Origin of the sequence: Arthrobacter sp. FX8 (assembly GCF_026723805.1) — a bacterium.
In the GTDB taxonomy this organism is placed as follows: domain Bacteria; phylum Actinomycetota; class Actinomycetes; order Actinomycetales; family Micrococcaceae; genus Arthrobacter.
This window is the reverse complement of sequence record NZ_CP113505.1, coordinates 68,944-92,669: the sequence shown is the minus strand read 5'-3', so window position 1 is coordinate 92,669 and position 23,726 is coordinate 68,944. Positions and strand designations below refer to the sequence as shown.

The 23,726-nt window shown below is 66.5% G+C and carries 20 protein-coding genes, 1 tRNA gene and 1 pseudogene; 10 read left to right on the top strand and 12 right to left on the bottom strand.

Translation table 11 applies throughout. The annotated features are described in order from the left end of the window. Positions 1-5 precede the first annotated feature (5 nt). The 6 genes from glgX to OUO20_RS00400 all read right to left on the bottom strand — a co-directional run bounded on the left by glgX (position 6) and on the right by OUO20_RS00400 (position 6,639). Entirely contained in the window at positions 6-2,108 is a 2,103-nt protein-coding gene (glgX, locus tag OUO20_RS00425) for a glycogen debranching protein GlgX (RefSeq protein ID WP_268002604.1), read from the bottom strand. Between the two features lie 90 nt (positions 2,109-2,198). Then, the gene (rlmB, locus tag OUO20_RS00420; RefSeq protein WP_018771186.1) at positions 2,199-3,188 is read right to left on the bottom strand and encodes a 23S rRNA (guanosine(2251)-2'-O)-methyltransferase RlmB; all 990 of its coding nucleotides are present in this window, start codon (positions 3,186-3,188) and stop codon (positions 2,199-2,201) included. 105 nt (positions 3,189-3,293) lie between these two features. Further along, the gene (gene cysS, locus OUO20_RS00415; RefSeq protein WP_018771187.1) at positions 3,294-4,751 is read right to left on the bottom strand and encodes a cysteine--tRNA ligase; all 1,458 of its coding nucleotides are present in this window, start codon (positions 4,749-4,751) and stop codon (positions 3,294-3,296) included. Positions 4,752-4,760: 9 nt separating this feature from the next. After that, positions 4,761-5,261 carry a 2-C-methyl-D-erythritol 2,4-cyclodiphosphate synthase gene (gene ispF, locus OUO20_RS00410; protein WP_018771188.1) on the bottom strand — a complete coding sequence of 167 codons (501 nt, stop codon included), beginning with the start codon at positions 5,259-5,261 and terminating at the stop codon, positions 4,761-4,763. Between the two features lie 8 nt (positions 5,262-5,269). Further along, positions 5,270-6,052 carry a 2-C-methyl-D-erythritol 4-phosphate cytidylyltransferase gene (ispD, locus tag OUO20_RS00405; RefSeq protein WP_056389214.1) on the bottom strand — a complete coding sequence of 261 codons (783 nt, stop codon included), beginning with the start codon at positions 6,050-6,052 and terminating at the stop codon, positions 5,270-5,272. A gap of 104 nt (positions 6,053-6,156) precedes the next feature. Further along, positions 6,157-6,639: a CarD family transcriptional regulator gene (locus OUO20_RS00400; RefSeq protein ID WP_011690592.1), complete on the bottom strand. Its 483-nt coding sequence runs from the start codon at positions 6,637-6,639 to the stop codon at positions 6,157-6,159. A gap of 272 nt (positions 6,640-6,911) precedes the next feature. On the opposite strand from OUO20_RS00400, the gene OUO20_RS00395 reads away from it, so the two are divergent. Then, complete coding sequence (locus OUO20_RS00395) at positions 6,912-7,511, top strand: hypothetical protein (RefSeq protein ID WP_134165864.1); 600 nt, start codon at positions 6,912-6,914, stop codon at positions 7,509-7,511. A gap of 88 nt (positions 7,512-7,599) precedes the next feature. Here the strand turns inward: OUO20_RS00395 and OUO20_RS00390 are convergent, their stop codons facing one another. Continuing rightward, on the bottom strand, positions 7,600-8,280 hold the full coding sequence (locus OUO20_RS00390) for a response regulator transcription factor (protein ID WP_026266060.1): 681 nt from the start codon (positions 8,278-8,280) through the stop codon (positions 7,600-7,602). After that, complete coding sequence (locus OUO20_RS00385) at positions 8,277-9,509, bottom strand: sensor histidine kinase (protein ID WP_268003346.1); 1,233 nt, start codon at positions 9,507-9,509, stop codon at positions 8,277-8,279. The genes OUO20_RS00390 and OUO20_RS00385 overlap by 4 nt, the downstream gene beginning before the upstream one ends. Before the next feature lie 205 nt (positions 9,510-9,714). Between OUO20_RS00385 and phoU the strand changes: the two genes are divergently transcribed. Next, on the top strand, positions 9,715-10,377 hold the full coding sequence (phoU, locus tag OUO20_RS00380) for a phosphate signaling complex protein PhoU (RefSeq protein WP_018771193.1): 663 nt from the start codon (positions 9,715-9,717) through the stop codon (positions 10,375-10,377). 75 nt (positions 10,378-10,452) lie between these two features. Here phoU and OUO20_RS00375 read toward each other — a convergent pair whose 3' ends face one another. Then, positions 10,453-11,199 carry a phosphoglyceromutase gene (locus OUO20_RS00375; protein ID WP_018771194.1) on the bottom strand — a complete coding sequence of 249 codons (747 nt, stop codon included), beginning with the start codon at positions 11,197-11,199 and terminating at the stop codon, positions 10,453-10,455. Between the two features lie 99 nt (positions 11,200-11,298). Between OUO20_RS00375 and OUO20_RS00370 the strand changes: the two genes are divergently transcribed. Then, positions 11,299-12,153, top strand: coding sequence for a class I SAM-dependent methyltransferase (locus OUO20_RS00370; protein WP_056389223.1), 855 nt, complete (start codon positions 11,299-11,301; stop codon positions 12,151-12,153). On the opposite strand, the gene OUO20_RS00365 is transcribed toward OUO20_RS00370, so the two are convergent. Together OUO20_RS00365 and OUO20_RS00360 are read right to left on the bottom strand one after the other, a co-directional pair. Further along, positions 12,138-12,491: a DUF2516 family protein gene (locus OUO20_RS00365; protein WP_026266062.1), complete on the bottom strand. Its 354-nt coding sequence runs from the start codon at positions 12,489-12,491 to the stop codon at positions 12,138-12,140. The genes OUO20_RS00370 and OUO20_RS00365 overlap by 16 nt on opposite strands. Before the next feature lie 9 nt (positions 12,492-12,500). Then, positions 12,501-13,691, bottom strand: coding sequence for a trans-sulfuration enzyme family protein (locus OUO20_RS00360; RefSeq protein WP_018771197.1), 1,191 nt, complete (start codon positions 13,689-13,691; stop codon positions 12,501-12,503). Positions 13,692-13,826: 135 nt separating this feature from the next. Between OUO20_RS00360 and tmk the strand changes: the two genes are divergently transcribed. The 6 genes and pseudogenes from tmk to OUO20_RS00330 all read left to right on the top strand — a co-directional run bounded on the left by tmk (position 13,827) and on the right by OUO20_RS00330 (position 21,237). Continuing rightward, the gene (gene tmk, locus OUO20_RS00355; RefSeq protein ID WP_018771198.1) at positions 13,827-14,501 is read left to right on the top strand and encodes a dTMP kinase; all 675 of its coding nucleotides are present in this window, start codon (positions 13,827-13,829) and stop codon (positions 14,499-14,501) included. Further along, positions 14,498-15,660, top strand: a pseudogene (locus tag OUO20_RS00350) (DNA polymerase III subunit delta'). The gene tmk and the pseudogene OUO20_RS00350 overlap by 4 nt, the downstream one beginning before the upstream one ends. Beyond that, positions 15,657-17,222, top strand: a complete 1,566-nt coding sequence (locus OUO20_RS00345) for an alpha/beta hydrolase (RefSeq protein WP_144600289.1) — start codon at positions 15,657-15,659, stop codon at positions 17,220-17,222. The pseudogene OUO20_RS00350 and the gene OUO20_RS00345 overlap by 4 nt, the downstream one beginning before the upstream one ends. 105 nt (positions 17,223-17,327) lie before the next feature. Beyond that, a tRNA-Thr gene (locus OUO20_RS00340) sits at positions 17,328-17,400 on the top strand. 493 nt (positions 17,401-17,893) lie between these two features. Continuing rightward, a complete protein-coding gene (locus OUO20_RS00335; RefSeq protein ID WP_224084280.1) occupies positions 17,894-19,870 on the top strand; it encodes an amino acid transporter in 1,977 nt (658 codons plus the stop codon). Between the two features lie 425 nt (positions 19,871-20,295). Next, positions 20,296-21,237 carry a polysaccharide deacetylase family protein gene (locus OUO20_RS00330; protein ID WP_224084279.1) on the top strand — a complete coding sequence of 314 codons (942 nt, stop codon included), beginning with the start codon at positions 20,296-20,298 and terminating at the stop codon, positions 21,235-21,237. Positions 21,238-21,347: 110 nt separating this feature from the next. On the opposite strand, the gene OUO20_RS00325 is transcribed toward OUO20_RS00330, so the two are convergent. Next, the gene (locus tag OUO20_RS00325) at positions 21,348-22,589 is read right to left on the bottom strand and encodes an NAD(P)/FAD-dependent oxidoreductase (protein ID WP_018771203.1); all 1,242 of its coding nucleotides are present in this window, start codon (positions 22,587-22,589) and stop codon (positions 21,348-21,350) included. 122 nt (positions 22,590-22,711) lie between these two features. Here OUO20_RS00325 and OUO20_RS00320 point away from each other — a divergent pair, with 122 nt between their 5' ends. After that, positions 22,712-23,716, top strand: coding sequence for a hypothetical protein (locus OUO20_RS00320; RefSeq protein WP_268002603.1), 1,005 nt, complete (start codon positions 22,712-22,714; stop codon positions 23,714-23,716). The last annotated feature ends 10 nt before the right edge of the window (positions 23,717-23,726 follow it).

The following is a 23,726-nucleotide window of genomic DNA, read 5'->3' as shown; positions in this document are numbered from 1 at the left end:
GTGAGCTACGTGCGGTAGATGCTGATGGAGTTGGCCTCGGCCAGGTCGGTTTCCCCCGAAGCCACCTGGATGCCTTGCCGCTGCTTGTGGCGGGGCGAGGTGGTCAGCCGAAGCTCGAACAGGCTTGGATTCTTCCTCCCGGCGTCCGGCAGGGTGACCGTGACGTCCGAGGCACTGCCGTTCACTACCACCAGGCCGGCCAGTTCGCCGCCGTCGTCACCCAGCAGGAGCTGCATGACGCGGTGGTGCGGATCGTTCCAGCGTTCAGCGGACATGGGCTGGCCGTGCTGGTCGAACCAGTAGAGGTAGGACTGCTCGTCCCGCACCGGGAAATCATGCGGCTGGGCAGCCAGGAACTCCTTGCGCAGGCGGATGTACCGTTTGGTGCTGCGCAGCATTTCGTGCGCTTCCGGCGTCATGGTCCAGTCAAGCCAGGTGATGGCATTGTCCTGGCAATAGGCGTTGTTGTTCCCCTGCTGCGTCCGGGCGAGCTCGTCCCCGGCGGTGATCATGGGAACCCCCAGCGAAACCATCAGTGATGCCATCAGGTTCCGCCGCGACTGCGCCCGCCGGGCGAGGATGACACCGTTCTCCGTGGGGCCCTCCACGCCGTGGTTGTAGCTGCGGTTGTCCCCGTGCCCGTCCCTGTTCTCTTCGCCGTTGGCCTCGTTGTGCTTGCGGTCGTAGGACACGAGGTCGTTCATGGTGAAGCCGTCGTGGGCGGTGACGAAGTTGACCGATGCCAGGCGTGACCGGCCGGACGCTTGGAAGAGGCTGGCGGAACCGGACAGGGCGTCGGCGAGTTTGGCCATGGTCCCGCCGTGCCCGCCAGTGTCGATGGCGGCACGGTCTGCCAGCCAAAAGGTACGGACGGCGTCCCGGAAGTGGTCGTTCCAGTCCACCCATCCGGGCGGGAAGCGGCCTGTCTGCCAGCCTCCGTAGCCAATGTCCCAGGGCTCGGCAATCAGCTTGACCTCGGACAGCACGGGGTCGGCGGCGACAGCGGTGAGGAAAGGATGTTCGGGGTCGAATTCGTTCGCGGCGTCCCGGCAGAGCGTGACGGCCAGGTCGAACCGGAACCCGTCAATGTGGTATTCGTCCACCCAGTACCGGAGGGAATCGGTCACCAGCTGGACCACGCGCTGGTCCGCGAAGTTCAGCGTGTTGCCGCAGCCCGTCGTGTCGATGTACCTGCCGTGACCGTCCACGCGGTAGTAGGTGTCCCCCAGTCCGCGGAAGCTCAGGACCGGTCCGCCCGGGCCGGCCTCGGCGGTGTGGTTGTAGACGACGTCGAGGATGACCTCCAGCCCGGCCTCGTGGAGTGCCTTGACCATGGCCTTGAACTCATCCTGGACAGCCTGCGGGCCCTCCTCCCGGGCGGCCCGGGTGGCGTACCCGGGGTGCAAGGCGAAGAACGCAGCGGTGTTGTACCCCCAGTAGTTGGTCAGTCCCAGGTCCTGCAGGTGCGGCTCATCGACGTGGAAGTGCACCGGCAGGAGCTGGACGGAGGTAACGCCCAGGCTGGTCAGGTGCTCCACCACGGCTGGGTGGGCCAGGCCGGCATAGGTGCCCCTCAGCTCTTCCGGCACGTCGGGATGGAGCATGCTCTGGCCACGGACATGGGCTTCGTACACGATCGTGTTGCGCCAGGGAAGGCGCAGGCGTTCGTCCGACCCCCAGTCGAAGTCGGTTGCGGTACGGACGCTGGTGAGGACGCCGTCGCGCTGGTCCACTCCCCGGCCATAGGGGTCCAGGAGCAGGGGCTGGCTGCCGGAACCGTTCCCATTGCCTGCAGGAAGCCCGGAGGGCAGGGTTTGGCGGTCCGGCGTGGGACAGAAGCCGTAGTGCGATCCGTAGGGCAGGTCCTCGACAATGCCGTGATGGACGCCGCGCGTAACGTTGGGCAGCGTCTGGACCCGCCACTGGCCACCCGGAGGGCAGTACACGATGTCCAGGCTGGACACCCCGGGGGCAAGGCAGGCGACGTTGGCGCGCGCGCCGGCGTGGTGGCGGGTACCGCCGGAATCAGCGCGCGGAACGCTGACACCGAGGGGAACAGCCGAGGAGGCATCCATGGCGGAAGCAGTGTCGAAGAGCGGCATGACCATCACCTAAATAGTAGCCGCCAGCGGCACCTGACCTGCCCGTACGCCACAGCGGCGCCGGGTAACCATCCCGGGATACCGGGCTGGAAGTACTTACCCCGCCGCGCGTTGGCGGGAGACCTCGTACAGCGAGATGCCCACGGCCATCGACGCGTTGAGTGACTCCATGGCGGAATCGATGGGGATGGAGACGATCTGGTCGCAGTTCTCACGGACCAGGCGGCTCAGGCCCTTGCCCTCGGAGCCCACAACGATGCACACCGGTTCTTTGGCCAGGGTGAGGTCAGGCAGCGAAACGTCGCCGTCGCCGTCGAGCCCCAGGACGAAGATGCCCATGTTCTTGAACTGCTTCAGGGCGTTGTTCAGGTTGGAGGCGCGGGCCACGGGCACGCGGACCGCCGCGCCGGCGCTGGTTTTCCAGGCCGAGGCGGTGACGCCCACCGAGCGGCGCTCGGGCACGATCACGCCGTGGCCGCTGAAGGCGGAGACGGAGCGGATAATGGCACCCAGGTTCCGGGGGTCCGTGATGCCGTCCAGTGCAACGAAGAGCGGCGCGTTGGCGACGTGCCCCTTCTTCCACTTCTCCACAGTTTCCTCGGCCAGTTCGTAGGCGTCCTGGTAATCGTAAGGCGGGATCTGCAGCACCAGGCCCTGGTGGACGGCGTCGTCCGTCATCCGGTCCAGTTCCGCCTTGCCGGTTTCCATCAGCGGGATGCCGCGTTCGGCGGCGAGCTTCAGGGATTCCTTGACGCGGTCGTCCATCTCGATGCGGATGGCAACGTGCAGGGCTTTGGCAGGGATGCCGGCGCGGAGCGCTTCTACGACCGAATTGCGTCCGGTCACCACTTCCTCGGTGGCACGGCCCTTGGGTCCGGACTTGGCGGCACCGGCACTGCGGGCACCGGTTCCGCGCTTGGCAGCGGAGCGCTCGGCCAGCTGCTTGGCTTTGTGTGCCTTGTGGTACGGACGGTCCTCGGCCTTGGGCGTGGGGCCCTTGCCCTCGAGGGCCTTGCGGCCATGGCCACCGGTTCCGATGGTTGGGCCCTTCTTCGCTTTAACCGATCGGCGACCATTGTTGGCCATGATGTTCCACCCTTGATTGTGTTGACTGAATCTGCCTACCAGTCTACTGACCGAAGAAAAATCGGCAGCGCCGGCAAGCGATCCGTCCCCTGGGGCGGGTAGGGATCAGTCCCGCTTGAGGCTCCACGTGGCGCCGTCCGGGCCGTCTTCCACCACGACGCCGGCCTGGTTGAGCGTGTCCCGGATGGCGTCGGAGGCGGCCCAGTCCTTTTGGGCCCGGGCAGCCGCGCGGGCGGCCAGCTGCGCTTCGACCAGCACGCCAAGGGCCTCGGCCTCCCGGGTTGCCGCGGCAGCGGAGCCTTCGACTGCGTTCAGCCCCAGGACCCCGAGCATGTCGTGGACATGGTGCAGCGCCTGCCGGGCGTCCTCCAGCCGGTCCTCAGTGAGGGCGGTGTTTCCGGAGCGGACCGTGTCATGGAGTACTGCCAGCGCCTGGGGGACGTTCAGGTCGTCATCCATGGCGCGTTCGAACGCCTCGGGAACAAGACCGTCCGTGGCAAGGGTGTAGGTTCCGTCAGAGGAAAGTGCACGCACGGCCCGGCTGATGAAGCCGTCAATGCGTTCGACGGCGGCCGCGGCCTCCTGCAGGGAGGTGGGCCGGTAGTCCAGGATGGAGCGGTAGTGCGCCTGGCCGAGGTAGTAGCGCACCACCCGCGGCGACGCGAGTTCCAGCATCTCCGCGGGGCTGATGGTGTTGCCGATGGACTTGGACATCTTTTCGCCCTGGTAGGTCACCATGCCGTTGTGCATCCAGAAGTTGGCGAACGGGTGTCCGGCCGCCTGTGACTGCGCCATCTCGTTTTCGTGGTGCGGGAAGCGCAGGTCCAGGCCGCCGCCATGGATATCGAATGCGGTACCCAGGTACTTGGTGACCATGGCCGAGCACTCAAGGTGCCAGCCGGGCCGTCCTGCCCCCCAGGGCGAAGCCCAGCTGGCGGTGGCCGGCTCCCCTTCTTTGGAGCCCTTCCACAGCGCAAAGTCGCGGGGGTCCTTCTTGCCGCGGGGGTCGGCGTCGGGCGCTGCCTGCATGTCATCGATGTTCTGCCGGGTCAGTGCGCCGTATGTGTCCCACGAACGGACGTCGAAGTACACGTCCCCTGAATCATCCAGGGCAGGATAGGCATGGCCGCGGTCAATGAGCTGCTGGATCAGGGCATGCATCTCGGGGATGTGTCCGGTGGCCCGGGGTTCGTACGTGGGCCGGGAGACGCCAAGGGTGTCGTAGGCCTTCAGGAATTCCTGCTCGTAGCGGTACGCCAGCGCCCACCATTCCTCCTGAGGCACTTCGCCCACCTCCGGGCTGAAGTCCGGCGCGAACGAAGCCTCGGACTTGGCCAGGATCTTGTCGTCGATGTCCGTCACGTTGCGGACGACCGTGACGCGCAGGCCCCGGTACTCAAGCCAGCGGGTGAGCTGGTCAAAGGCGATGGCGGAGCGGATGTGCCCCACGTGCGGCATGCCCTGGACGGTGGCGCCGCAGTAGTAGAGGCTGACCTTGCCGTCGACGATGGGGACGAAGTTCCGGACTTCGGCGGAGGCGGTGTCATAGAAGCGCAGGGTCACCGCTCCAGACTAGCTGATGGGCTGGGGCTGCTGGGGGTACACCAGCGCGGTGGCCACCGCCGAAATGCCTTCCCCGCGTCCGGTGAATCCCAGGCCGTCGCTGGTGGTTGCCGTGACGCCCACAGAGGCGCCTGCGGCTTCGCTGAGGACCTTTTGGGATTCTTCCCTGCGCGGCCCGAACTTGGGCCGGTTGGCCACGAACTGCACCGCAACGTTGCCAATTTCGAACCCGGCTGCCCGGACAATCCGGGCGGCTTCGGCCAGGAGGGTGGCGCCGGATGCGCCGGCGAACTCCGGGCGGTCGGTACCGAAGTGGGTGCCAAGGTCGCCGATACCGGCGGCCGAGAACAGGGCGTCCGCGGCCGCATGGGCGACGGCGTCACCATCTGAGTGCCCGGCGAGGCCCCGTTCGCCGGGCCATAGGAGTCCACCGAGCCAGAGGGGCCGGGGCGAGTCTTCCGGCGCGTAGGCATGGACGTCGATCCCCACCCCGGTGCGCGGCAGAACCATCTCCGCGCTCATCCTTCCACCCACCGGGCGCCGAGCGGGCCTTCCAGGAGCCCTTCCGCGAAGATCAGGTCAAGGGGCGTTGTGATCTTGAGGGACTGCGTTGATCCGCGGACGGCATGGACGGGGGTGCCGAGCATCTCCACCAGCATGGCGTCGTCGGTGACGGCCGCGGACTGCTGCTGGTCCAGGGACTGTGCGGCCTGGTGCGCCTGCAGCAGCGCGCCGATCCGGAAACCCTGGGGCGTCTGCACGGCCCGGAGCTCCTGGCGGCGGGCTGTCCCCGTGACAACTTCGGGTGCAAAGGCCGCGTCCTCCCCGGTAGTGGCGGCCACCGTTTTGACGGTGTCTACCACGGGCAGCGCCGGAATGACGGCGGCAGCGCCGGCGGCAAGGGCATCGGAGACGCGGTGGAAAACGGATTCGGGCGTGAGCGCGCGGGCGGCGTCGTGGACCAGGACCGCCTCGATGCCGTCCATCAGTGCCGAGATGCCTGCGCGGACGGAGTCGGCCCGGGTGGCTCCGCCGTCGACAATCGTCAGGAGTGGACCACCATCGGCAAGCTCGCCACGGAAGTCGTCACACAACTCCCGCAGGCCCTGGTCACCGGCAGGCAGCGCCACGCACACCTGGCTGGCCACTCCTGACGCGACAATGCCCCGCAGGGCATGTATCAGGATGGGCTCGCCGCCGAGCGGAACAGCGGCCTTGGGCATGCCGTAGCCGAGGCGCTGCCCGGAACCGGCGGCCACGAGGATGACGGCCGTGACCAGGCGCGTGGGTGATTCACTCATGCGGACTAGCCTACGACGCCGCCACTGCGGTCAGGCGGCTTGGACACCGGCGGGTGATGCCAAAGAAGCCCCGGCGGCACTTGCGTGCCGCCGGGGCTAAATTCTTAGGAAGCCAGGACCTCGTCGAGAACGCTTGCAGCCTTCTCCTCGTCGGTCTTTTCAGCCAGCGCCAGTTCTGAAATCAGAATCTGACGGGCTTTGGCCAGCATACGCTTCTCGCCTGCGGAAAGGCCCCGGTCGTGATCCCGGCGCCACAGGTCGCGAACGACCTCTGCCACCTTGATGACGTCACCGGAAGCAAGCTTCTCCAGATTTGCCTTGTACCTGCGTGACCAGTTGGTGGGTTCCTCGGTGAACTCGGCGCGGAGCACATCAAACACGTGCTCCAGGCCTTCCTTGCCCACTACGTCCCGGACCCCAACAAGGTCAACGTTCTCTGCTGGAACTTCAATGGTCAGATCACCCTGAGCCACCTTGAGCTTGAGATACATCTTCTCTTCGCCCTTGATGGTGCGCATCTTGATTTCTTCAATCTTCGCAGCACCGTGGTGAGGGTAAACTACTGTCTCGCCGACCTCAAATACCATGTGGACATTTCCCCTTTCCCGCAGACCAGTTTATCACGATTCAGGCATATGACCGGCCGGAGAAAGGGCCTCCAACCGCGAAAATACGCGGAAAATGGGCCCAATCAACCCCCTTCACCCCCTTGACGGATGGGAGGATTAGTGCATCAGGTGAGCGCTCCCACAGTGGATGTGACACCGCCGAATCCTCGTTTGCCCCTCATTGCGGATAGGCTATGGGCTGAAAAAGACTTCAAATTTCTCGAGGAGTACGTGACGTGCGTTCCACTGCGATGAACCGGGCCCAGCGCGGCAAACTGGCACTGACGGCTGCTGCCCTTGGCGCCAGCCTGCTGACCGCGGGCTGCGGTTACATCACGCCCCAGCAGACCAGCCATCAGTACTCCGCCTCGGACGGCATCCGCGCGGACCTCGGTCCCCTGCAGTTGCGGAACATCCTGATTGTTTCCACCGGCGAGGACAAGCCCGGCCGCCTGATCGGCGCCGTTTACAACTCCTCTTCCAAGGACGTGAAGCTCACGGTCAACGGCGCCAAGGGCTCGCAGACCGAGGTACCGGTGAAGGCCAACTCGTACACGCTCCTCAACGAGAAGTCCGACGAAGCCATCCTGAGCACCACTGGTGGCCAGCCCGGCTCCCTGGTGGACGTCAAGATCAGCGAGAACGGCACCAACGTCAGCAACACCGTCAAGGTTCCCGTCCTGGACGCCACGCTGGAGGAGTACAAGGACTACGTACCTACGCCGAGCGCTTCGGCAACGTCCCCGTCGTCCGCTTCTTCATCCGCCACCCCCTCTGCCGGCGCAACCTCCAGCGCCACTTCGAGCGCCTCCGCCCCGGCTACTGCCACCGCGACCGCCACGAGCCGCTAAGCAGGCGCCGGAACCCCGGACACAACGAAAGGGAGGAGCCCACTGGCTCCTCCCTTTGTTATGCCTGCTGACGGAGTCCCGGTACGGCCTACGGCTCGAATTTGTACCCAAGGCCGCGGACGGTCACCAGGTAGCGGGGAGCGGACGGATCGGGTTCGATCTTGCCGCGGAGGCGCTTCACGTGGACGTCAAGGGTCTTGGTATCGCCCACGTAGTCGGAGCCCCAGACGCGGTCGATGAGCTGGCCGCGGGTCAGCACCCTGCCCGAGTTGCGCAGCAGCATCTCCAGGAGCTCGAACTCCTTCAAGGGAAGCAGGACCTGCTGGCCGTCCACGCTCACCACGTGCCGTTCGATGTCCATGCGGACCGGACCGGCCTGGACGGTTGAGGAAATCAGCTCCTCAGGCTCCCCCTGGCGCCGCAATACCGCCCGGACGCGGGCCACCAGTTCGCGGGAGGAGTAGGGCTTGGTGACGTAATCGTCAGCACCGAGTTCCAGGCCCACCACCTTGTCGATTTCCGAGTCCTTGGCGGTCAGCATGATGACGGGGACGCTTGAGCGCTGGCGGAGCTGCCGGCACACCTCAGTGCCGGAGAGGCCCGGGAGCTGCAGGTCAAGCAACACCAGGTCGGCGCCGTTGCGGTCGAATTCGGTGATGGCATCAAGGCCGTTGTCCACCACCTCCACCTCGAACCCTTCTTTGCCCAGCAAATAGGACAAGGGATCGCTGAACGACTCCTCGTCCTCGACAATCAAAATCCTGCTCAAGCGCTGGCTCCTCGATCTGTTGCGCCGGCGGCGCGGGGTAGGTGGGTAAGACTGCGTTTTTCCGGCGCCTGTGCCGGTGCTTCCGGCCCGGCCGGCGCGTCCTCGCCGTCCTGGCCTTCCATTTCGGGCAGCCGGAGGGTGAAGGTGGACCCCTGCCCGGGCTGGGACCAGAGGGTCACTTCGCCGCCGTGGTTGGACGCCACGTGCTTCACGATGCTCAGGCCCAGGCCGGTACCGCCCGTCTGGCGGGAACGGGCGGCGTCCACCCGGTAGAAGCGTTCGAACACGCGTTCCTGGTCCTCAGGGGTCAGCCCCTCGCCCTGATCCGTCACGGAAATCGAGACTACGCCTTCCCTGGAACGTACACCGATCCCCACCCGGGTGTTGTCGGGTGAATAGCGGATGGCGTTGTCGATAAGGTTTCGCAGCGCCGTCACCAGCAGGTCCTGGTCACCGAAGACCTTGCCCTCGGTGCGGCCGCCCACCACGATGCTGATGTTCTTGCTTTCCGCGGGAAGCTGCGACCGGTCCACGGCCTCGGCGATGACGGCGTTGATGTCCACCGGGCCGCCCTGCTGGGTCACGCTGGCGCCCTGCAGGCGGGAAAGTTCGATGATGTCCTGGACCAGGGCGGCCAGGCGGGCGGATTCCTTGTGCATGCGCTTGGCGAAGCGGCGGACAGCGTCAGGATCGTCGGCGGAGGATTCGAGCGCCTCGGCCAGCAGCGAAATGGCACCCACGGGGGTTTTCAGTTCGTGGGATACGTTGGCGACGAAGTCGTTGCGGATCTCTTCGGTGCGCGTGATCTCCGTCCGGTCATCGGCGAGGAGCAGGATGTATTCCTCACCCAGCATGGCCGCCCGCACCTGGACGATGATGGTTCCCTTGCCCAGCGGCCCCCTCGGGAGTTCGAGCTGCTTTTCCAGGATGACGCCGTCCCGCCGGACTCCCGCGGTCATGTCCAGGAGTTCCCTGTGGACCACGGTGTGCCCGCGGACCAGGCCGTACGCGTACGCTGCGGGGCTGGCCCGGACCACGCCGTCCACGTCGTCCAGCACCACAAAAGCGCGTCCGACGACGGCGAGCACCTCCGCTGCGCCGGGCGGCAGTGCCAGCTCCCCGGCGTCGATCTCCAGCAGCTCGCGCTGCTTCTCGCTGACCCGGTAGGCAAGCACGCCGAACGTGCCAAGCGCCAGACCGATAAGGCCGGCAACCAGACCAATGAGCATAGGATCCACAGCTCCACTTTATGCTCTTGCCCTAAGCCCCCTGCCGACTTCCGGCCTATCCGGCCAACGGTTCAACTAACGTTCATCTGTGTGGGCATAATCGTTTACCGGGCGATGACAGAGTTGGTGGTCAGAGCGCCTAATGGCGACACGATTCCTGCTGCCCTGCAGCGGCCGGCGGGAGTTCCAAGGAAAGGACGCCTACGTGCGTAAGGTTTTTCAGGAAGAGCTCACCCAGGTCGGTGACCAGCTGGTGGAGATCTCCCGACTGGTCAGCGAAGCGATCAACAAGGCCACTACCTCGTTCCAGGTAGCGGACGTGGACCTCGCGCAGGATGTCATCGCCGCGGACGCGCGCATCGATTTCCTGCAGAACAGCCTCGATGAGCGGGCCATCGACATTCTGGCACTGCAGGGTCCTGTCGCCAGCGACCTGCGCATGATCGTCGGTTCCCTGCGGATGAGCGCGTCCCTCGAGCGGATGGGTGACCTGGCCCGCCACATCGCCCAACTGGCCCGCCTCCGCTACCCCTCCACGGTGATTCCGGAGTCCATGACGGAGACCTTCAACCGGATGGCCGAGCTCGACCAGGAGATCGCCGACAAGCTGACCGTCCTGCTTGAAAGCCGCGACCTCGAGGTGGCCAGGGACATCCTCAAGGCCAACACGGCGATCAATGACCTGCACCTGAGCGTCTTCAAGGCCATCGCCGCGCCTGAGTGGCACGAGTCCCCCGCCACCACCGTGGACGTGGCCCTCGCCAGCCGCTACTTCGAGCGCTTCGCCGACCACGGCGTCTCCGTCGCCCAGAAGGTGACCTACCTGGTCACGGGCGCATGGCAGCCCACCGGGACAGAACACAGCTGACACCCAAGCTGCCGGAGGACGACGGCGGGCCGGTCACCTGAGGTGACCGGCCCGCCGTCGTACGGGTTTAATGTCCTATTTCTTGCCCTGGTTTGCCACTGCCAGGATGGCTTCTTCGGCAGCTTCGGGGTCCAGGTACGTTCCGCCGGGCTTGACCGGCTTGAAGTCCTCGTCCAGTTCGTACACCAGCGGGATGCCGGTGGGGATGTTCAGGCCGGCGATGGCTTCGTCGCTGATGCCGTCGAGGTGCTTGACCAGGGCACGCAGCGAGTTGCCGTGCGCGGTCACCAGGACCGTCTTGCCTGCCTTGAGGTCCTCCTTGATGTCCGATTCCCAGTAGGGCAGGAGCCGCACCAGGACATCCTTGAGGCACTCGGTGCGCGGCAGGGCATCGCCGAGTCCCGCGTAACGGGGGTCGTGCGCCTGGGAGAACTCGGAGTTGTCGTCGAGGGGCGGCGGCGGGGTGTCGTAGGAACGGCGCCATTCCATGAACTGCTCTTCGCCGTATTCGGCGAGGGTCTGCGCCTTGTCCTTGCCCTGCAGCGCGCCGTAGTGGCGTTCGTTCAGGCGCCAGTCGCGCTTGACCGGAATCCAGCCGCGGTCGGCCTTGTCCAGGGCGATGTTCGCGGTGTTGATGGCCCGCTTCAGCAGGGAGGTGTAGAGCACGTCCGGAAGGATGTTGTTCTCCACCAGCAGCTCACCGCCGCGCGCTGCTTCCGCGCGGCCCTGGTCGTTCAGGTCAACGTCCACCCAGCCGGTGAACAGGTTCTTTGCGTTCCATTCGCTGTGGCCGTGGCGCAGCAGAATCAGCTTGTAAGTCATGATTTTCATCCTAGCCGAGCAGTGTTGCCGCCCGCCCAGCGTTACAAGCCAGGCCGCGGTGGGGCCCGCTTCCCCCAGGGCCAGGGATAGGGTTGTGCGGTGGTTCAAAAGGCTGAACGGGTGAACTCCCCGCAACTATCCGGCAGGACATCCGCCGCCCGGCAGGGCCGTCCGGTGGGCAACGTCACCCGCGGCACCACCAACCCCAACCGGATGCGCCGGGTGGACCGCTGGCTGGCCGGACCTCAGGCCTGGCGCCTGCGGTCGGCGGCTGACCCGCTCGTCATTGACCTGGGCTACGGCGCAACACCAGCCACCGCCGTCGAACTCCATGAAAGGCTCGCCGCTGTCCGGCCGGACGTGCGGGTCTGCGGGATCGAGATCGAACCGGAGCGCGTCCGCGCTGCGCTTCCGCTGCAGCGGCCCGGGCTGACCTTCCACCTGGGCGGCTTCGAGCTGCCCGTTCCCGGCCATCCTGTCCTGGTCCGCGCCTTCAATGTCCTGCGGCAGTACGAGGAAGCTGATGTCCGGGGCATCTGGCAGCTGGTGCAGGGCAGGTTGTCGCCGGGCGGCATATTCGTGGACGGCACGTGCGACGAGATCGGGCGGCGCGTGGCGTGGGTGACCCTCGACCGGGTCCGTCCGCTGTCGCTGAGCATCTCGGTCCGTTTCGGGAGCTTCGACCTGCCTTCGGACGTGGCCGAGCGGCTTCCCAAGGCCTTGATCCACCGCAACGTCCCTGGCGAACCTGTTCATGCCTTCATGCAGGCGATGGACCGCGCATGGCTTGGGAGCGCGCCGCTCGCCTCGTTCGGCAACAGGCAGCGCTGGGTCGGCATGTGCCGGGGCCTGCGCGAGGCCGGGTGGCCGGTGCAGGACGGGCCGGCCAGGTGGCGGCTGGGCGAGCTGACGGTGGACTGGGCGGCCGTGGAACCTGGTTACCAGGGGCCGTAGGGGCCCATGTTGCGGCTGCCGCCGCGGCCTGCGTCCTTCACTGCGGGACGGACGTCGGCCAGGTAGACGGAGGCTGCCACCACGGCGGCGAGCCCGAAGAGGCCAAGGGTGCTGATAATGCCGCCACCGGCGCCGAACAGCGAAATGATGCCCACCAGCAACGCACCGCCGGTGAGGGCAAGCCAGAACGTCTTGGTCCGCTTGCCCGTGGCTTCGAAGGCGTTGGCCCGGTGCCTGGCACAGTCCACGAACGCCCACAGTTCAAGCCCCAGGGCCACCAGGCCAAGGATAAAGAACACTGCCTGCTCTACGTACGCGATAATTATTCGACCGTCCACAAGCCCAGCCTAGCCCTCCAGCGTGTCCAGCGCCTGCTTCAGGTCAGCCCACAGGTCCTCAACATTTTCCACCCCGACGCTCAGCCGAACCAGGTTTTCGGGGACGCTGGCGGGTTCCGCCGAGTGCCGGCGCCGCCGTTCGATCAGGGATTCGACCCCGCCCAGGGAGGTGGCCGGCAGCCAAAGCTCCAACGCCTGCACCAGCTTGTCCGCGGCGTCGGCGCCGCCCAGGCCCGCCGTGGGTGCCACCTGGACACAGATAATGGAGCCAAAGCCCTGCATTTGTTCCTTGGCGCGGGCATGGCCGGGGTCGGAATCGAGCCCGGGGAACCGGATGGAATCAATGGCGGGGTGGGCGGCGAGGCGTTCCGCCAGGATCATTGCCGACTCCTGCGACCGTTCCACGCGCAGCGCGAGGGTCCGCAGACCCCGCAGTGCGAGCCACGCTTCGAAGGGACCCGCGATGGCGCCGTGGATGATGCGGTGGTGGAGCAGCGACGACCGGATGTCCGGATTGGAAGTAACCAGGGCGCCAAGGACGACGTCGGAGTGCCCGGCGAGGTACTTGGTCACCGAGTGGAGGACGACGTCGGATCCGAGTTGCAGGGGCTGCTGCACCAGTGGCGTGGAAAAGGTGTTGTCAGTGACGACGATTGCCCCGGCTGCATGGGCGGCCTCAGCGACGGCCGGCATGTCCGCTATTCCGAGCATGGGGTTGGTGGGGCTTTCCAGCCACAGCATGGCCGCGGCTTTCGCCGACGGGCCTTGCGGTGCCAGGGCATCCTTGACGGCGTCCGTGTCGGCAATGTCCACGGTCCGGAGTTCGATGAATCCTTTTTGGGCAAGTTCCGTCGCCATCACCAGGGAGCCGGAGTAGCTGTGGTTGGGCATGACCAGCACGCCGCCGGCAGGGATCAGGGACAGCGCGGAACTGACCGCCGCCAGCCCCGACGCGTAGAGCAGTCCGGGAAGGGCAGCTCCTTCAAGCTGGCCGAGGGCCTCCTCAAAGGGATCCCAGGTGGGGTTGGAATAGCGGCCATAACCCCGGTCGCCGTCACCCAGCGGACCGGTACCGAAGTAGGTGGAGGAAAGCGTGATGGGAGGATTGACCGGCTGGTCCCTTTCCCGCGGCGGACGCCCGGCCGCCACCACCACGGTCTCGGGTGAAAGGGAAGCGGCCTGGTGCTCGGAAAGACTCATGGTGAAAAGCGTACTGTTCCTGCCGGATCCGCCGGAAAGCGGTGTCGTTTTGTGGACGGCTGCCGTTCACCGGACTGCCGCCTTCGAGGTAGCTACGGATCGGGAAAAGTCGGTACCCCTCGGTAGGCTTGAGAAGTGAACAAACAGAGGGCCGGCGTATTCATCGCGTTCGAGGGTGGCGATGGTGCAGGCAAGTCCACCCAGGCCGGCCGGCTTGCGGCAGCATTGGAGTCCCTGGGCTACACCGTGCTGCGCACCCGGGAGCCCGGCGGCACCCCGGTTGGCGAGAAGCTGCGGTCGCTTGTGCTGGACCACGGCAATGGCGACATCGACGCGCACACCGAGGCCCTCATATTTGCGGCTTCCCGGGCCGCGCACGCCACCCAAGTAATCCGCCCGGCACTTGGCCGCGGTGAAATCGTCCTGACGGACCGGTACATCGACTCCTCGGTGGCCTACCAGGGTGCCGGCCGCAACCTGGGCCTGGACGCGGTGCGTTCCCTCAATGAGTGGGCCACATCGGGCCTCCAGCCCCACCTCACAGTCCTTTTGGACGTTGACCCCCAACTTGGCCGCCGCCGCCGAACTGCCGGCCAGGCAGCGGAAGACCGCCTGGAATCCGAGGCTGACGAGTTCCATACCCGGATCCGGGAGGCCTTCCTTAGCCTTGCTGCGGACCGCCCGGAGTCGTACCTGGTCCTCCCGGCCCACCTCCCGGTGGAAGACCTTGCCGCTCAGATCCTCGCCCGGGTGGAAACCCTCCTTGCCGTTCCTGCCGCCGCAGCAGCCACGGACGGCGGTGACTCATGACCGTCTGGGATGACCTCCAGGGCCAGCCCGCCGTCGTCGAACAACTGCGCCAAGCCGCCGGCGGCGAAAGCCTGACGCACGCCTGGCTGTTCACCGGTCCGCCGGGGTCCGGTCGCTCCAATGCCGCCAAGGCGTTCGCGGCCGCACTGAACTGCGACCAGGAGGACGTGGGCCAGCGTGGCTGCGGACAGTGCCAGGCCTGCCACACGATCCTGGGTGAAACGCATTCGGACGTGACCTTCGTGCGCACAGAGAAGGTCACCATCACTATTGACGAGGCCCGCGAACTGGTGGCAACCGCCGGCAACCGGCCGTCGTCCGGGCGGTGGCGGATCATCGTGGTGGAGGACGCCGACCGCATGGCCGAGCGGACCACCAACGTGCTGCTCAAGGCCATCGAGGAACCCACGCCGCGGACCGTGTGGATGCTCTGCGCGCCGTCCCCGGCCGATGTCCTGGTGACCATCCGGTCCCGCTGCCGAAGCGTTGCCCTGCGGCTGCCGCCCGCGTCGGACGTGGCAGCGCTGCTGGTCCGGCGCGACGGCGTGGACCCTGCCCTTGCGGAGCAGGCCGCCCGCGCTGCCCAAAGCCATGTGGGCATCGCCCGGAGGCTGGCCAGGGATCCGGCGGCAAGGGAACGCCGCCTGGAGACTGTCCGCTTCCCGCTGGGGCTGCGCGGCGTAACAGCGGCGGTCATGATGGCGGACAAGCTGGTCAAGATCGCCACTGCGGAGGCCAACAGCTCCAACGAGGAACGCGATGCAGCAGAGAAGGCCGCACTGCTGGCGACGCTGGGAGCACCGGAAACCGGCGCCCTCCCCCGGCCATGCGCAGCCAGCTGAAACAGCTCGAAGACGACCAGAAGCGGCGGGCCAAGAGATCCATCACGGACTCCCTGGACCGGACCCTGACGGATTTATTGTCCTTCTACCGCGACGTCCTGATCATCCAGCTTGGGAACGCCGTGGAGTTGGTCAACGTTGAGCTGAGGAGTGAGCTGGAAGAGTTCGCAGCCCGCTCCACGCCGGAAGCCACGCTGGCCCGCATGGACGCCATTAACAAAGCCCGTGAACGCATCACCACCACCAACGTTGCCCCGCTGCTGACCATTGAGTCCATGGCTGCCAGCCTGATACAGCCCTCCAAGGAGACCCGATGACTGCCCGCCCCCTGCCCGCACGCCACAGGTCCCTGACGGTCGCTGTCCGCGCCGCCGCAGCAATGGCCGTGGCCGTTGTCCTGGCCTCCTGCAGCCTCCTTGGTGGCGACAAGAACCCGCCGGAAGCTGCCACGGCCAAGGCTGACCCCTCCATCGTGGCGTCTGCTCCCGCAGGGCTGGAAAAGTTCTACTCGCAGCAAATCGTGTGGGAGCCCTGCGAAGGGGAATTCCAGTGCGCCAAGGTGAACGTGCCCATGGATTACGCCAATCCCGGCGGCGACACCATCCAGATCGCAGCGCTCCGGGCACCCAGCACCGGTAAGAAGACCGGCAGCCTCCTGGTCAATCCCGGCGGCCCGGGCGCCTCCGGTTACGACTTTGTCAAAGACGCTGCCGGAACCCACTTTTCAGCGGCTGTCCGCAACGCCTACGACCTCGTGGGCTTCGATCCGCGTGGCGTGAAGCGCTCCGCTCCGGTCACCTGTGCCACGGACGCCGAACGCGACGCCGCCCGGGCCAAGATCTACGCGTACGAAACCGATGCCGGGCTGGCGGCGGCACTGGCTGACAGCAAGGCAATCGCTACCCAGTGCGCGTCACAAACAGGCCCCGTCCTGGGCCACATTGACACCGTCAGCGCCGCGAAGGACCTGGACGTGCTCCGCGCGGTTGTGAACGACTCCAAGCTGAACTACCTGGGGTACTCCTACGGCACGTTCCTGGGCTCCACCTACGCCTCGCTTTTCCCGGACAACGTAGGCCGGATGGTCCTCGATGGCGCCCTCGATCCGTCAATCAGCAATGAGGACCTGACCAGCGGCCAGGCCCGGGCCTTCGAAAAGGCGCTCCACAGCTACGTGGCCAGCTGCCAGAAGCAGACCAAGTGCCCCCTGGGCGGTGATGTCGACTCCGGCGTTCAGCAGATCCGGGACCTCATTGACTCCATACGGCAGACACCCCGCACGGCCAAGGACGGGCGGCTGGTCAATGCAACCCAGTTCGTCAGCGGCCTGATCACCCCGCTTTACAACGACCAAAGCTGGCCGGCCCTCACCCAAGCGCTGGAGGCCGCCGTTTCCGGGGACGTCAGCCTCATGCTCCGGCTTGCCGATATCGGTGCCGACCGGGCCCCCGACGGCTCCTATACGTCCAATTCGGCGCTCGCTTTCAATGCGGTCAACTGCCTGGACTACCCCATGGTTTCGGACGCCGCGGGCATGCGGGCGGAGGAAAAGCGGCTGGAACAGGATTCACCCACCTTGGGCTACTTCTTTGCCTACGGCGGAACCATCTGCGCAGACTGGCCGTACAAAAACGTCCGCACGCCGGCGGCGGTGGAGTACAGCGGCGACTCCCCCATCGTGGTCATCGGCACCACCGGCGACCCTGCAACCCCCGTTGAATGGGCAGCATCACTGCGCAAGCAGCTGGGGAACGCCTCCCTGCTGACCTGGAAGGGTGAAGGACACACCGCGTACGGCCGGGCCAACAGCTGCCTGGAGGATTCCGTGGACAACTATCTGGTCAGCGGCAAGCTGCCGGCCGACAATACGGTGTGCTGAGGTTCGCAGCAGCGTCACGCCGGCCATTTTGACCGGGGCGGCGGGACTCTATTACAGTTGACTCTTGCATGAAGCGCCCGGTTCGTCCGGGGGATTTGGTGCGGTGCTTCCTTAGCTCAGTCGGTAGAGCGTTTCACTCGTAATGAAAAGGTCATCAGTTCGATTCTGATAGGAAGCTCGGGATAAACCCCGGACAGCCCCTGTTTTCAGGGGTTTCCGGGGTTTTTCGCTGGTTAAGCGGGTAGTACTGCCGGAGGGCAGGGCACATGATGGGAACCCCTCCCGGCCACGATCCAAAGACAGTGCTGGCCGCCCGGAACGTGCGCCAAGCAGGCCCTCGACGTCAGTCCGCCAGGGCTATTGACGGGAGCGAGCTGCCGCTGAAACCACCACAACGCGCCGTTCTACGCCTACTTCGCACGAACCGGGGGCGTTCCCCGAAAACTGCTGCAGCGACTTTGGCGCGAACTCCACACCTGACCATCTGCTCATGGTCGGCGGGCCAATCACCGACACTGCGCAACCCGTCCCGGACCAGCCGCCGCCGCTGTGGGACAGGCCCAATGGACGCCCCGTAACCCCAGTTCCACGTACGGAACCGGACTAGAATTGGCCCGTTCGGGCGCTTCGATTCGTCGCCGACCACCCTGGTCATCAATAGAAAGTCCTCAATGACACCCCCTTCTGACCACCCGGTTCCGGCCCAGGTCTCCCTGAAGCAGGACTCAAGCCTGGACCAGGCTCCCCTGGTCCGCTGGCTGCTCGCCAACCAGGTGGCCCCCGCCGGCCCGGAGGCCAAGGAAGACCATAAACCCAACGCCTGGTGGAAGGTCATGTGCCTGACCGGAGTCGACTACTTCTCCACCTTGTCCTACCTGCCAGGCATCGCCGCCCTGGCTGCCGGCGCCCTCTCCCCACTGGCCACGTTGCTGATTGTGGCCCTGACGTTGCTGGGGATGCTTCCCATGTACCGCAGGGTCGCGCAGGAAAGCCCCCACGGGCAAGGATCGGTGGCAATGTTGGAGAAGCTGCTGCCGTTCTGGCGCGGCAAGTTCTTCGTCCTGCTGCTCCTGGGCTTCGTCGCAACCTCCTGGATCATCACGATCACCCTCTCCGGCGCTGACGCGACCGTCCACCTGCTCGAGAACCCGCTCATCCCCGAGGCCCTCAAGGGCAGCGCCGTCATCATCACCGTGATTCTGCTTCTGATCCTCGGCGGGGTGTTCCTGCTCGGCTTCAACGAAGCTGTAGGTGTGGCGATCCCCCTGGTGGCCATCTACCTGCTCCTCAATGCCGCCGTTGTGGTGGCTGGGTTCCTCCACCTGGCCGCGGATCCGTCGCTGGTCAGCGGCTGGACCGACCGGCTGTTCTCCAGCGGCGGCGGCCCGATCGGGCTGGTCAGCCCTGCCATCATCGCCTTCCCGCTGCTGGTCCTGGGCCTGTCCGGCTTCGAAACCGGCGTCTCCATGATGCCGCTGATCAAGGCCACGGGACGCACACCCGAGGAAGCGATGGCCTCCCGGGTCAAAAACACCCGCAAGCTGCTCACCACGGCCGCCCTCATCATGAGCGTCTACCTCATGTCCACCAGCTTCATCACTACGGTCATGATCCCCGCCAAGGAATTCGAGGAGGGTGGACAGGCCAACGGACGCGCCCTCGCGTTCCTCGCCCACGACCTGTTCGGAGCCGGGTTCGGTACCGTCTACGACATCTCCAGCGCCCTGATCCTCTGGTTCGCCGGCGCGTCCGCCATGGCAGGGCTGATCAACATCGTGCCGCGGTACCTGCCCGCCTACGGAATGGCACCGGAATGGGCCCGCGCGGTCCGCCCCGTGGTGTTGGTCTACACCGTCCTGAGCATCGGCATCACCATCGCGTTCCGCGCTGACGTGAACGCTCAGGCCGGCGCGTACGCCACCGGGATCCTGGCCATGATGGTCTCCGGGGCGGTCGCCGTCACGGTCTCGGCCCTCCGGCGCCGGAGCAGGGCCGGGGCCGTCGGCTTCGGCATCCTGACCCTGATCCTGCTGTACGCCCTGGGCGACAACGTCCTCGAAAAACCGGACGGGATCGTCATCTCGGCGTTCTTCATCGCCGGGATCATCGCGGTCTCGCTCATCTCGCGGGTCACCCGCTCCACCGAACTGCGCGTGGACACCATTGAATTCGATGAGGCCGCCCGCCAGTTCATCACAGACTCGATTGCCTTCGACGGCGAGCTGCACATCATCGCCAACAAGAAGCAAAGCGGTGACAAGGCTGAGTACGCCGAGAAGGAGTACGAACAGCGGGGGCTGAACCCGGTTCCGGGCCCAGCCGACGTTATCTTTCTCGAGGTCGAGATCTCCGACCCGTCGGACTTCACGCACACGCTCCGGGTCGAAGGTCTTGAAGTCGAGGACTACCGGGTGCTTAGGGTGAAGTCCCCGGCCGTGCCAAATGCCATCGCGGCGGTCCTGCTGGCGATGCGGAACTCCACCGGCGTGAAACCGCAGTGCTATTTCGAGTGGTCCGAGGGAAGCCCGGTGGCGCACCTGATGCGTTATCTTTTCCTCGGGCAGGGTGACACCCCGCCGCTGGTGCGGGAGATCCTCCGCGAGATTGAACCCGACCAGGCGGCAAGGCCAGGCATTCACGTCGGCTGACGAGCGCGGCGCGGAGGCCAAGCCGGTGTCCGCAGGATTGAACGTGAAGGGGGCGCTCCGGCGTCCCCTACCGGCCGCCGAACCTGGTCAGCTACCTTCAGGGCCGCCCCGACAACCGCTCCTGTCCGGGCCGCCCAGGGAAGGGAACTTAGGAACGGCCTGCCCCGAACCGGGACGCTGAGCTGCCACCGCCGGGCCCGGATCCGCACTTTATTACGCCCGCCACCCCGGGTGCAGTGCGAGGTTCAGGGAACGGCAAGAAAGCCAAGGTATCCTCCCCACATGACCACCCGCTTCCAGGCTGCTGTTCCGCGCGCCGCGGCACATGCAAGCAGCTTCGGCCACCTCCTGCCGTACACCCCCGGAGGCCCGGCCCGGCGGGGCAGGACAAGCGCCCACTTCGCGGCGTTGGGGGGATCCCAGGGGTGAACCAGCACGCACCCCGGCACATGAACCAGGACGGGAAAGGACCCGCCCGCAGGACCATCCTCCTGGCAGCCGTGCTGACGTTGTCGGCCGCCGTGCCCGACCTGCAGCCGCAACCAGGGCACCCTTCCGCGGCACAGGACACGTCCGCGGACACCGCCAACGGTCCGGCGGACGGCTCCGCGCCGCTGTCGCATACCGGCTCCGACGGCGACGGGCCGGCATCCAGGACGCCTGCAGGCACCGTGCCCGCCCGGGCACAGATCATCGACACCTATGCGAAGCGCCAGGCCCACTACTGGGGCCTGGAGGCACCCGGCGTCCTGACGCGGCTGCCGCCCGGATCACAGGGCATCGCCCTCACCTTCGACTTTTGCGGCGGTCCCGGCGGCAGCGGTTACGATCAGGTGCTGATTGATACCCTGCGCCAACGGCACGTCCCGGCAACGCTGTTCCTGAATTCGCGGTGGATCACAGCCAACCCGGCCACGGCCCGTCAGCTGGCAGCGGATCCGCTCTTTGAGATCGCCAACCACGGGACGTCCCATAAGCCGTTGTCCACCGCCGGCAACACGGCCTACGGCATCCCGGGCACCAGGAACGCGGGGGAAGTCTATGACGAGGTCGTACCCAACGACGGCGTCCTGGCCGGCATCACCGGCAAGCGTCCCCGGTACTTCCGCCCGGGCACCGCGTACATGGATGACATCGCCGTGGACATCCTGAATACCTTGGGCGTGAAGCCGGCAGGCTTCAGCATCAATGGCGACGGCGGCGCCACCTATCCCGCCGCCGTCGTCGCCAAAGAAGTGGGAAAGGCCCGGGCCGGAGACGTGGTCATCTGCCATGGAAACCACCCCAGCGGCGGAACGGCGGAAGGCGTGAAGCAGGCGGTGGACAAGCTGCTGGCAGCAGGAATCTCCTTCACCCATCTGCCCTGAGCATGCCTCCGGAGCTCCGCCGGCCGGGTAGGTGCTGATCCATACGTTAGCGAACGCAGGACCCCGTCGATGCGCGATGGCGGGCGCCACCTTCCGGGTTTCGCCGGGAACTAATCCGGCCTGCCCACCACCACCTGGGCCGGGCTGTGGGTGACGTAGCCGTTGGCCCAGGAGAACAGCGCCCTGACTTTCTGCTGGAATCCGGGCAGCAGGGCCAGGTGGACCGCCAGCCAGGACACGAACGCCAGTGGGCCCTGCAGTTGCAGGCGGCGGCGCCCCAGCTCCGCGACCGCTGCGCCGCGTCCCACCATGGCCATATACCCCTTGTCCCAGTACCGGAAAGGCTGGCGCACACCGCCGGTAAGGTCTGCATAGATATTGCGGGCCGCCCACTTGCCTGATTGCTGCGCAACCGACCCGAGCTGCGGCAGTTTGTTTCCAGTGGCATCGGTGATGTTGGCGGAGTCCCCCAGCACGTACACGCCGTCAAAATCAGGGACTGTCAGATCGGCCTGCACGTCCACCCTGCCGCCCTTGCCCTGTTTCAGGCCGGAACCGGTAATGATCCGGCCGGCCTGGAGGCCACCGGCCCACACCACCACCCGGCCGGGAATAACGGTGCCGTCCTTGAGGGTCACGCCGTCCGGGCGGACCTCACCAACAGGCTGGCCCATGTGCAGCTGTACGCCCAGCTTGGTCAGGCGGTCCCGCGCATACGCCTGCGACTTTTCGGAGAACGCGGCGAGGACGTTCGGAACCATATCCACCAGGTGGACATGGCACCGGGCAGCCAGCCCCGGCGAGAAGTATTTGGGCACGATGTATTTGACGTTCTCCGCCAAGGCGCCTGCAGTTTCCACACCAGTGGGACCCCCGCCCACCACGACCACGTCGGCTTCCGCCCCGGGCTCGCGGTCAGCTTCGTCCAAAACAGCAGTGATCGCGGCGCTCAGGCGCGTTGCGTCCGCCACCGAGTACAGCGGGTAGGCGTGCTCTTCGGCGCCCGGGGTGTTGAAGAAGTTCGGTACGGCCCCGGTGGCGATGACCAGGATCCTGGCCCGGTAGCTGGAGCCGTCTGCGGTGGTGACGGTGCGGTTGGCCGCATCGATAGACGTCACCTCCGCGGTGAGGACGCGGACATTGTTGACCTTGCGGAACTCCGACCTGAGCGGCCGGGTGACCGCCGAGACGCCAATCTGGGATGCAGCCACCTGGTACAGGAGCGGCTGGAACTGCTGGTAATTGTTGGCATCGAGCAACAGCACCCGGACGCCCTTGCGGCCCAACTCCTCAGCCGCCGTCTTTCCGGCGAATCCGCCGCCAACCACGATGACCTGGTATGAATCGTCCATTCGTGCAACTTACCCCTCCGGGCCGATGAGTAACAGAGTGCCGAGGCCACTGGCAGGGCGGCCGGCGTCCGGCGCCCGCCGGGACCGGACGCCGGCGGGAGCACGGCACCTAAGATGGCGGCATGGAAGACGAAGCCCTGGCGGACATTGCGGACAGGCTGTACGGCGGGACGCTGGACGACTTCATAGCGGCCAGGACCGCCGCTGCGAAGGACGCCGGGCGGCAGGACAAGGAACTGGGGGCAGCGGTCCGCGCCCTGCCGAAACCATCCGTCGCCGCGTGGGCGCTCAACATGCTGGCACGGCACCGGCCGGACGTGCTGGCCGCGCTTCGCGGACTTGGCGAGCGCATGCGGGCAGCGCAGAACTCGCTGGATGCGCCCGCCCTGCGCGAACTGGGCCGGGAGCGCCGCACCATGCTGGCTGACGCCGTCGACGCTGCCCGGTCTGTGGCCCAGGAGCAGGGCCGCTCCATCAGCGACGCGATGGCCGCCGACGTTGAGGAGACCCTGCGGGCACTGACGGCAGACGAGCGTGCGGCGGCTGCGGTGGGCAGCGGCCGGCTGCTGAAAGTCCTGTCAGCCGACGGCATCAACGACGTCGACCTGGACGGGGCAGTGGCCCTCCCCGGGCTGCTCCCGGCCGCGCCGGCCACCGCCCGCGCAAGTGCTCCCCCGGCTCCAAAGACGAAAACGGAGGCGCAGGCAGCGGGGCCAAAGGCAACAGCGGCAAAGACACGCACGACGGCGGAGCACCACACCCAGCCAAAGCCCGCCAAGCCCCGGCTTGAGGCAGTGCGGCAGACTCCCCGGCCGGCCTCGCCGTCGGCCCTGGAAAGGGCCAGGGCCGCGCTGGCCGAGGCCCAGGCCGCTGAAGAGGAGGCCTCCCGGCTCGCGGGCGAGCTGCAGGACCGGGAGGAGCAGACACGTGCGGAAATCGCGTTACTGCAGCAGGAAACGGCTGAGCTTCGAAACCGGCTCAAGGCCGCCGAGGAAAGCCTGGACCGTTCCCGGAAGCGGCTCGCCGCCACCACCGCAGAAGCGAAACAGGCGGTCCGGGCGGCCGACAAAGCCAGCCGCACGGCCATGCTGGCACAGGAACGCGTACTCCGCCTGGCCAGCACCTGAGGGGCGCCAA

Coding starts and splice junctions, on each gene's coding strand:
- ispF (WP_018771188.1), bottom strand. CDS start 5,261: ATGGTTCTGCCGCGCACCGGGGTGGGGATCGACGTCCATGCCTACGCG.
- rlmB (WP_018771186.1), bottom strand. CDS start 3,188: ATGGCCAACAATGGTCGCCGATCGGTTAAAGCGAAGAAGGGCCCAACC.
- glgX (WP_268002604.1), bottom strand. CDS start 2,108: ATGGTCATGCCGCTCTTCGACACTGCTTCCGCCATGGATGCCTCCTCG.
- OUO20_RS00360 (WP_018771197.1), bottom strand. CDS start 13,691: ATGAGTCTTTCCGAGCACCAGGCCGCTTCCCTTTCACCCGAGACCGTG.
- OUO20_RS00345 (WP_144600289.1), top strand. CDS start 15,657: ATGACTGCCCGCCCCCTGCCCGCACGCCACAGGTCCCTGACGGTCGCT.
- ispD (WP_056389214.1), bottom strand. CDS start 6,052: ATGAGTGAATCACCCACGCGCCTGGTCACGGCCGTCATCCTCGTGGCC.
- OUO20_RS00320 (WP_268002603.1), top strand. CDS start 22,712: ATGGAAGACGAAGCCCTGGCGGACATTGCGGACAGGCTGTACGGCGGG.
- OUO20_RS00325 (WP_018771203.1), bottom strand. CDS start 22,589: ATGGACGATTCATACCAGGTCATCGTGGTTGGCGGCGGATTCGCCGGA.
- OUO20_RS00400 (WP_011690592.1), bottom strand. CDS start 6,639: ATGGTATTTGAGGTCGGCGAGACAGTAGTTTACCCTCACCACGGTGCT.
- OUO20_RS00385 (WP_268003346.1), bottom strand. CDS start 9,509: ATGCTCATTGGTCTGGTTGCCGGCCTTATCGGTCTGGCGCTTGGCACG.
- OUO20_RS00395 (WP_134165864.1), top strand. CDS start 6,912: ATGAACCGGGCCCAGCGCGGCAAACTGGCACTGACGGCTGCTGCCCTT.
- OUO20_RS00335 (WP_224084280.1), top strand. CDS start 17,894: ATGACACCCCCTTCTGACCACCCGGTTCCGGCCCAGGTCTCCCTGAAG.
- OUO20_RS00375 (WP_018771194.1), bottom strand. CDS start 11,199: ATGACTTACAAGCTGATTCTGCTGCGCCACGGCCACAGCGAATGGAAC.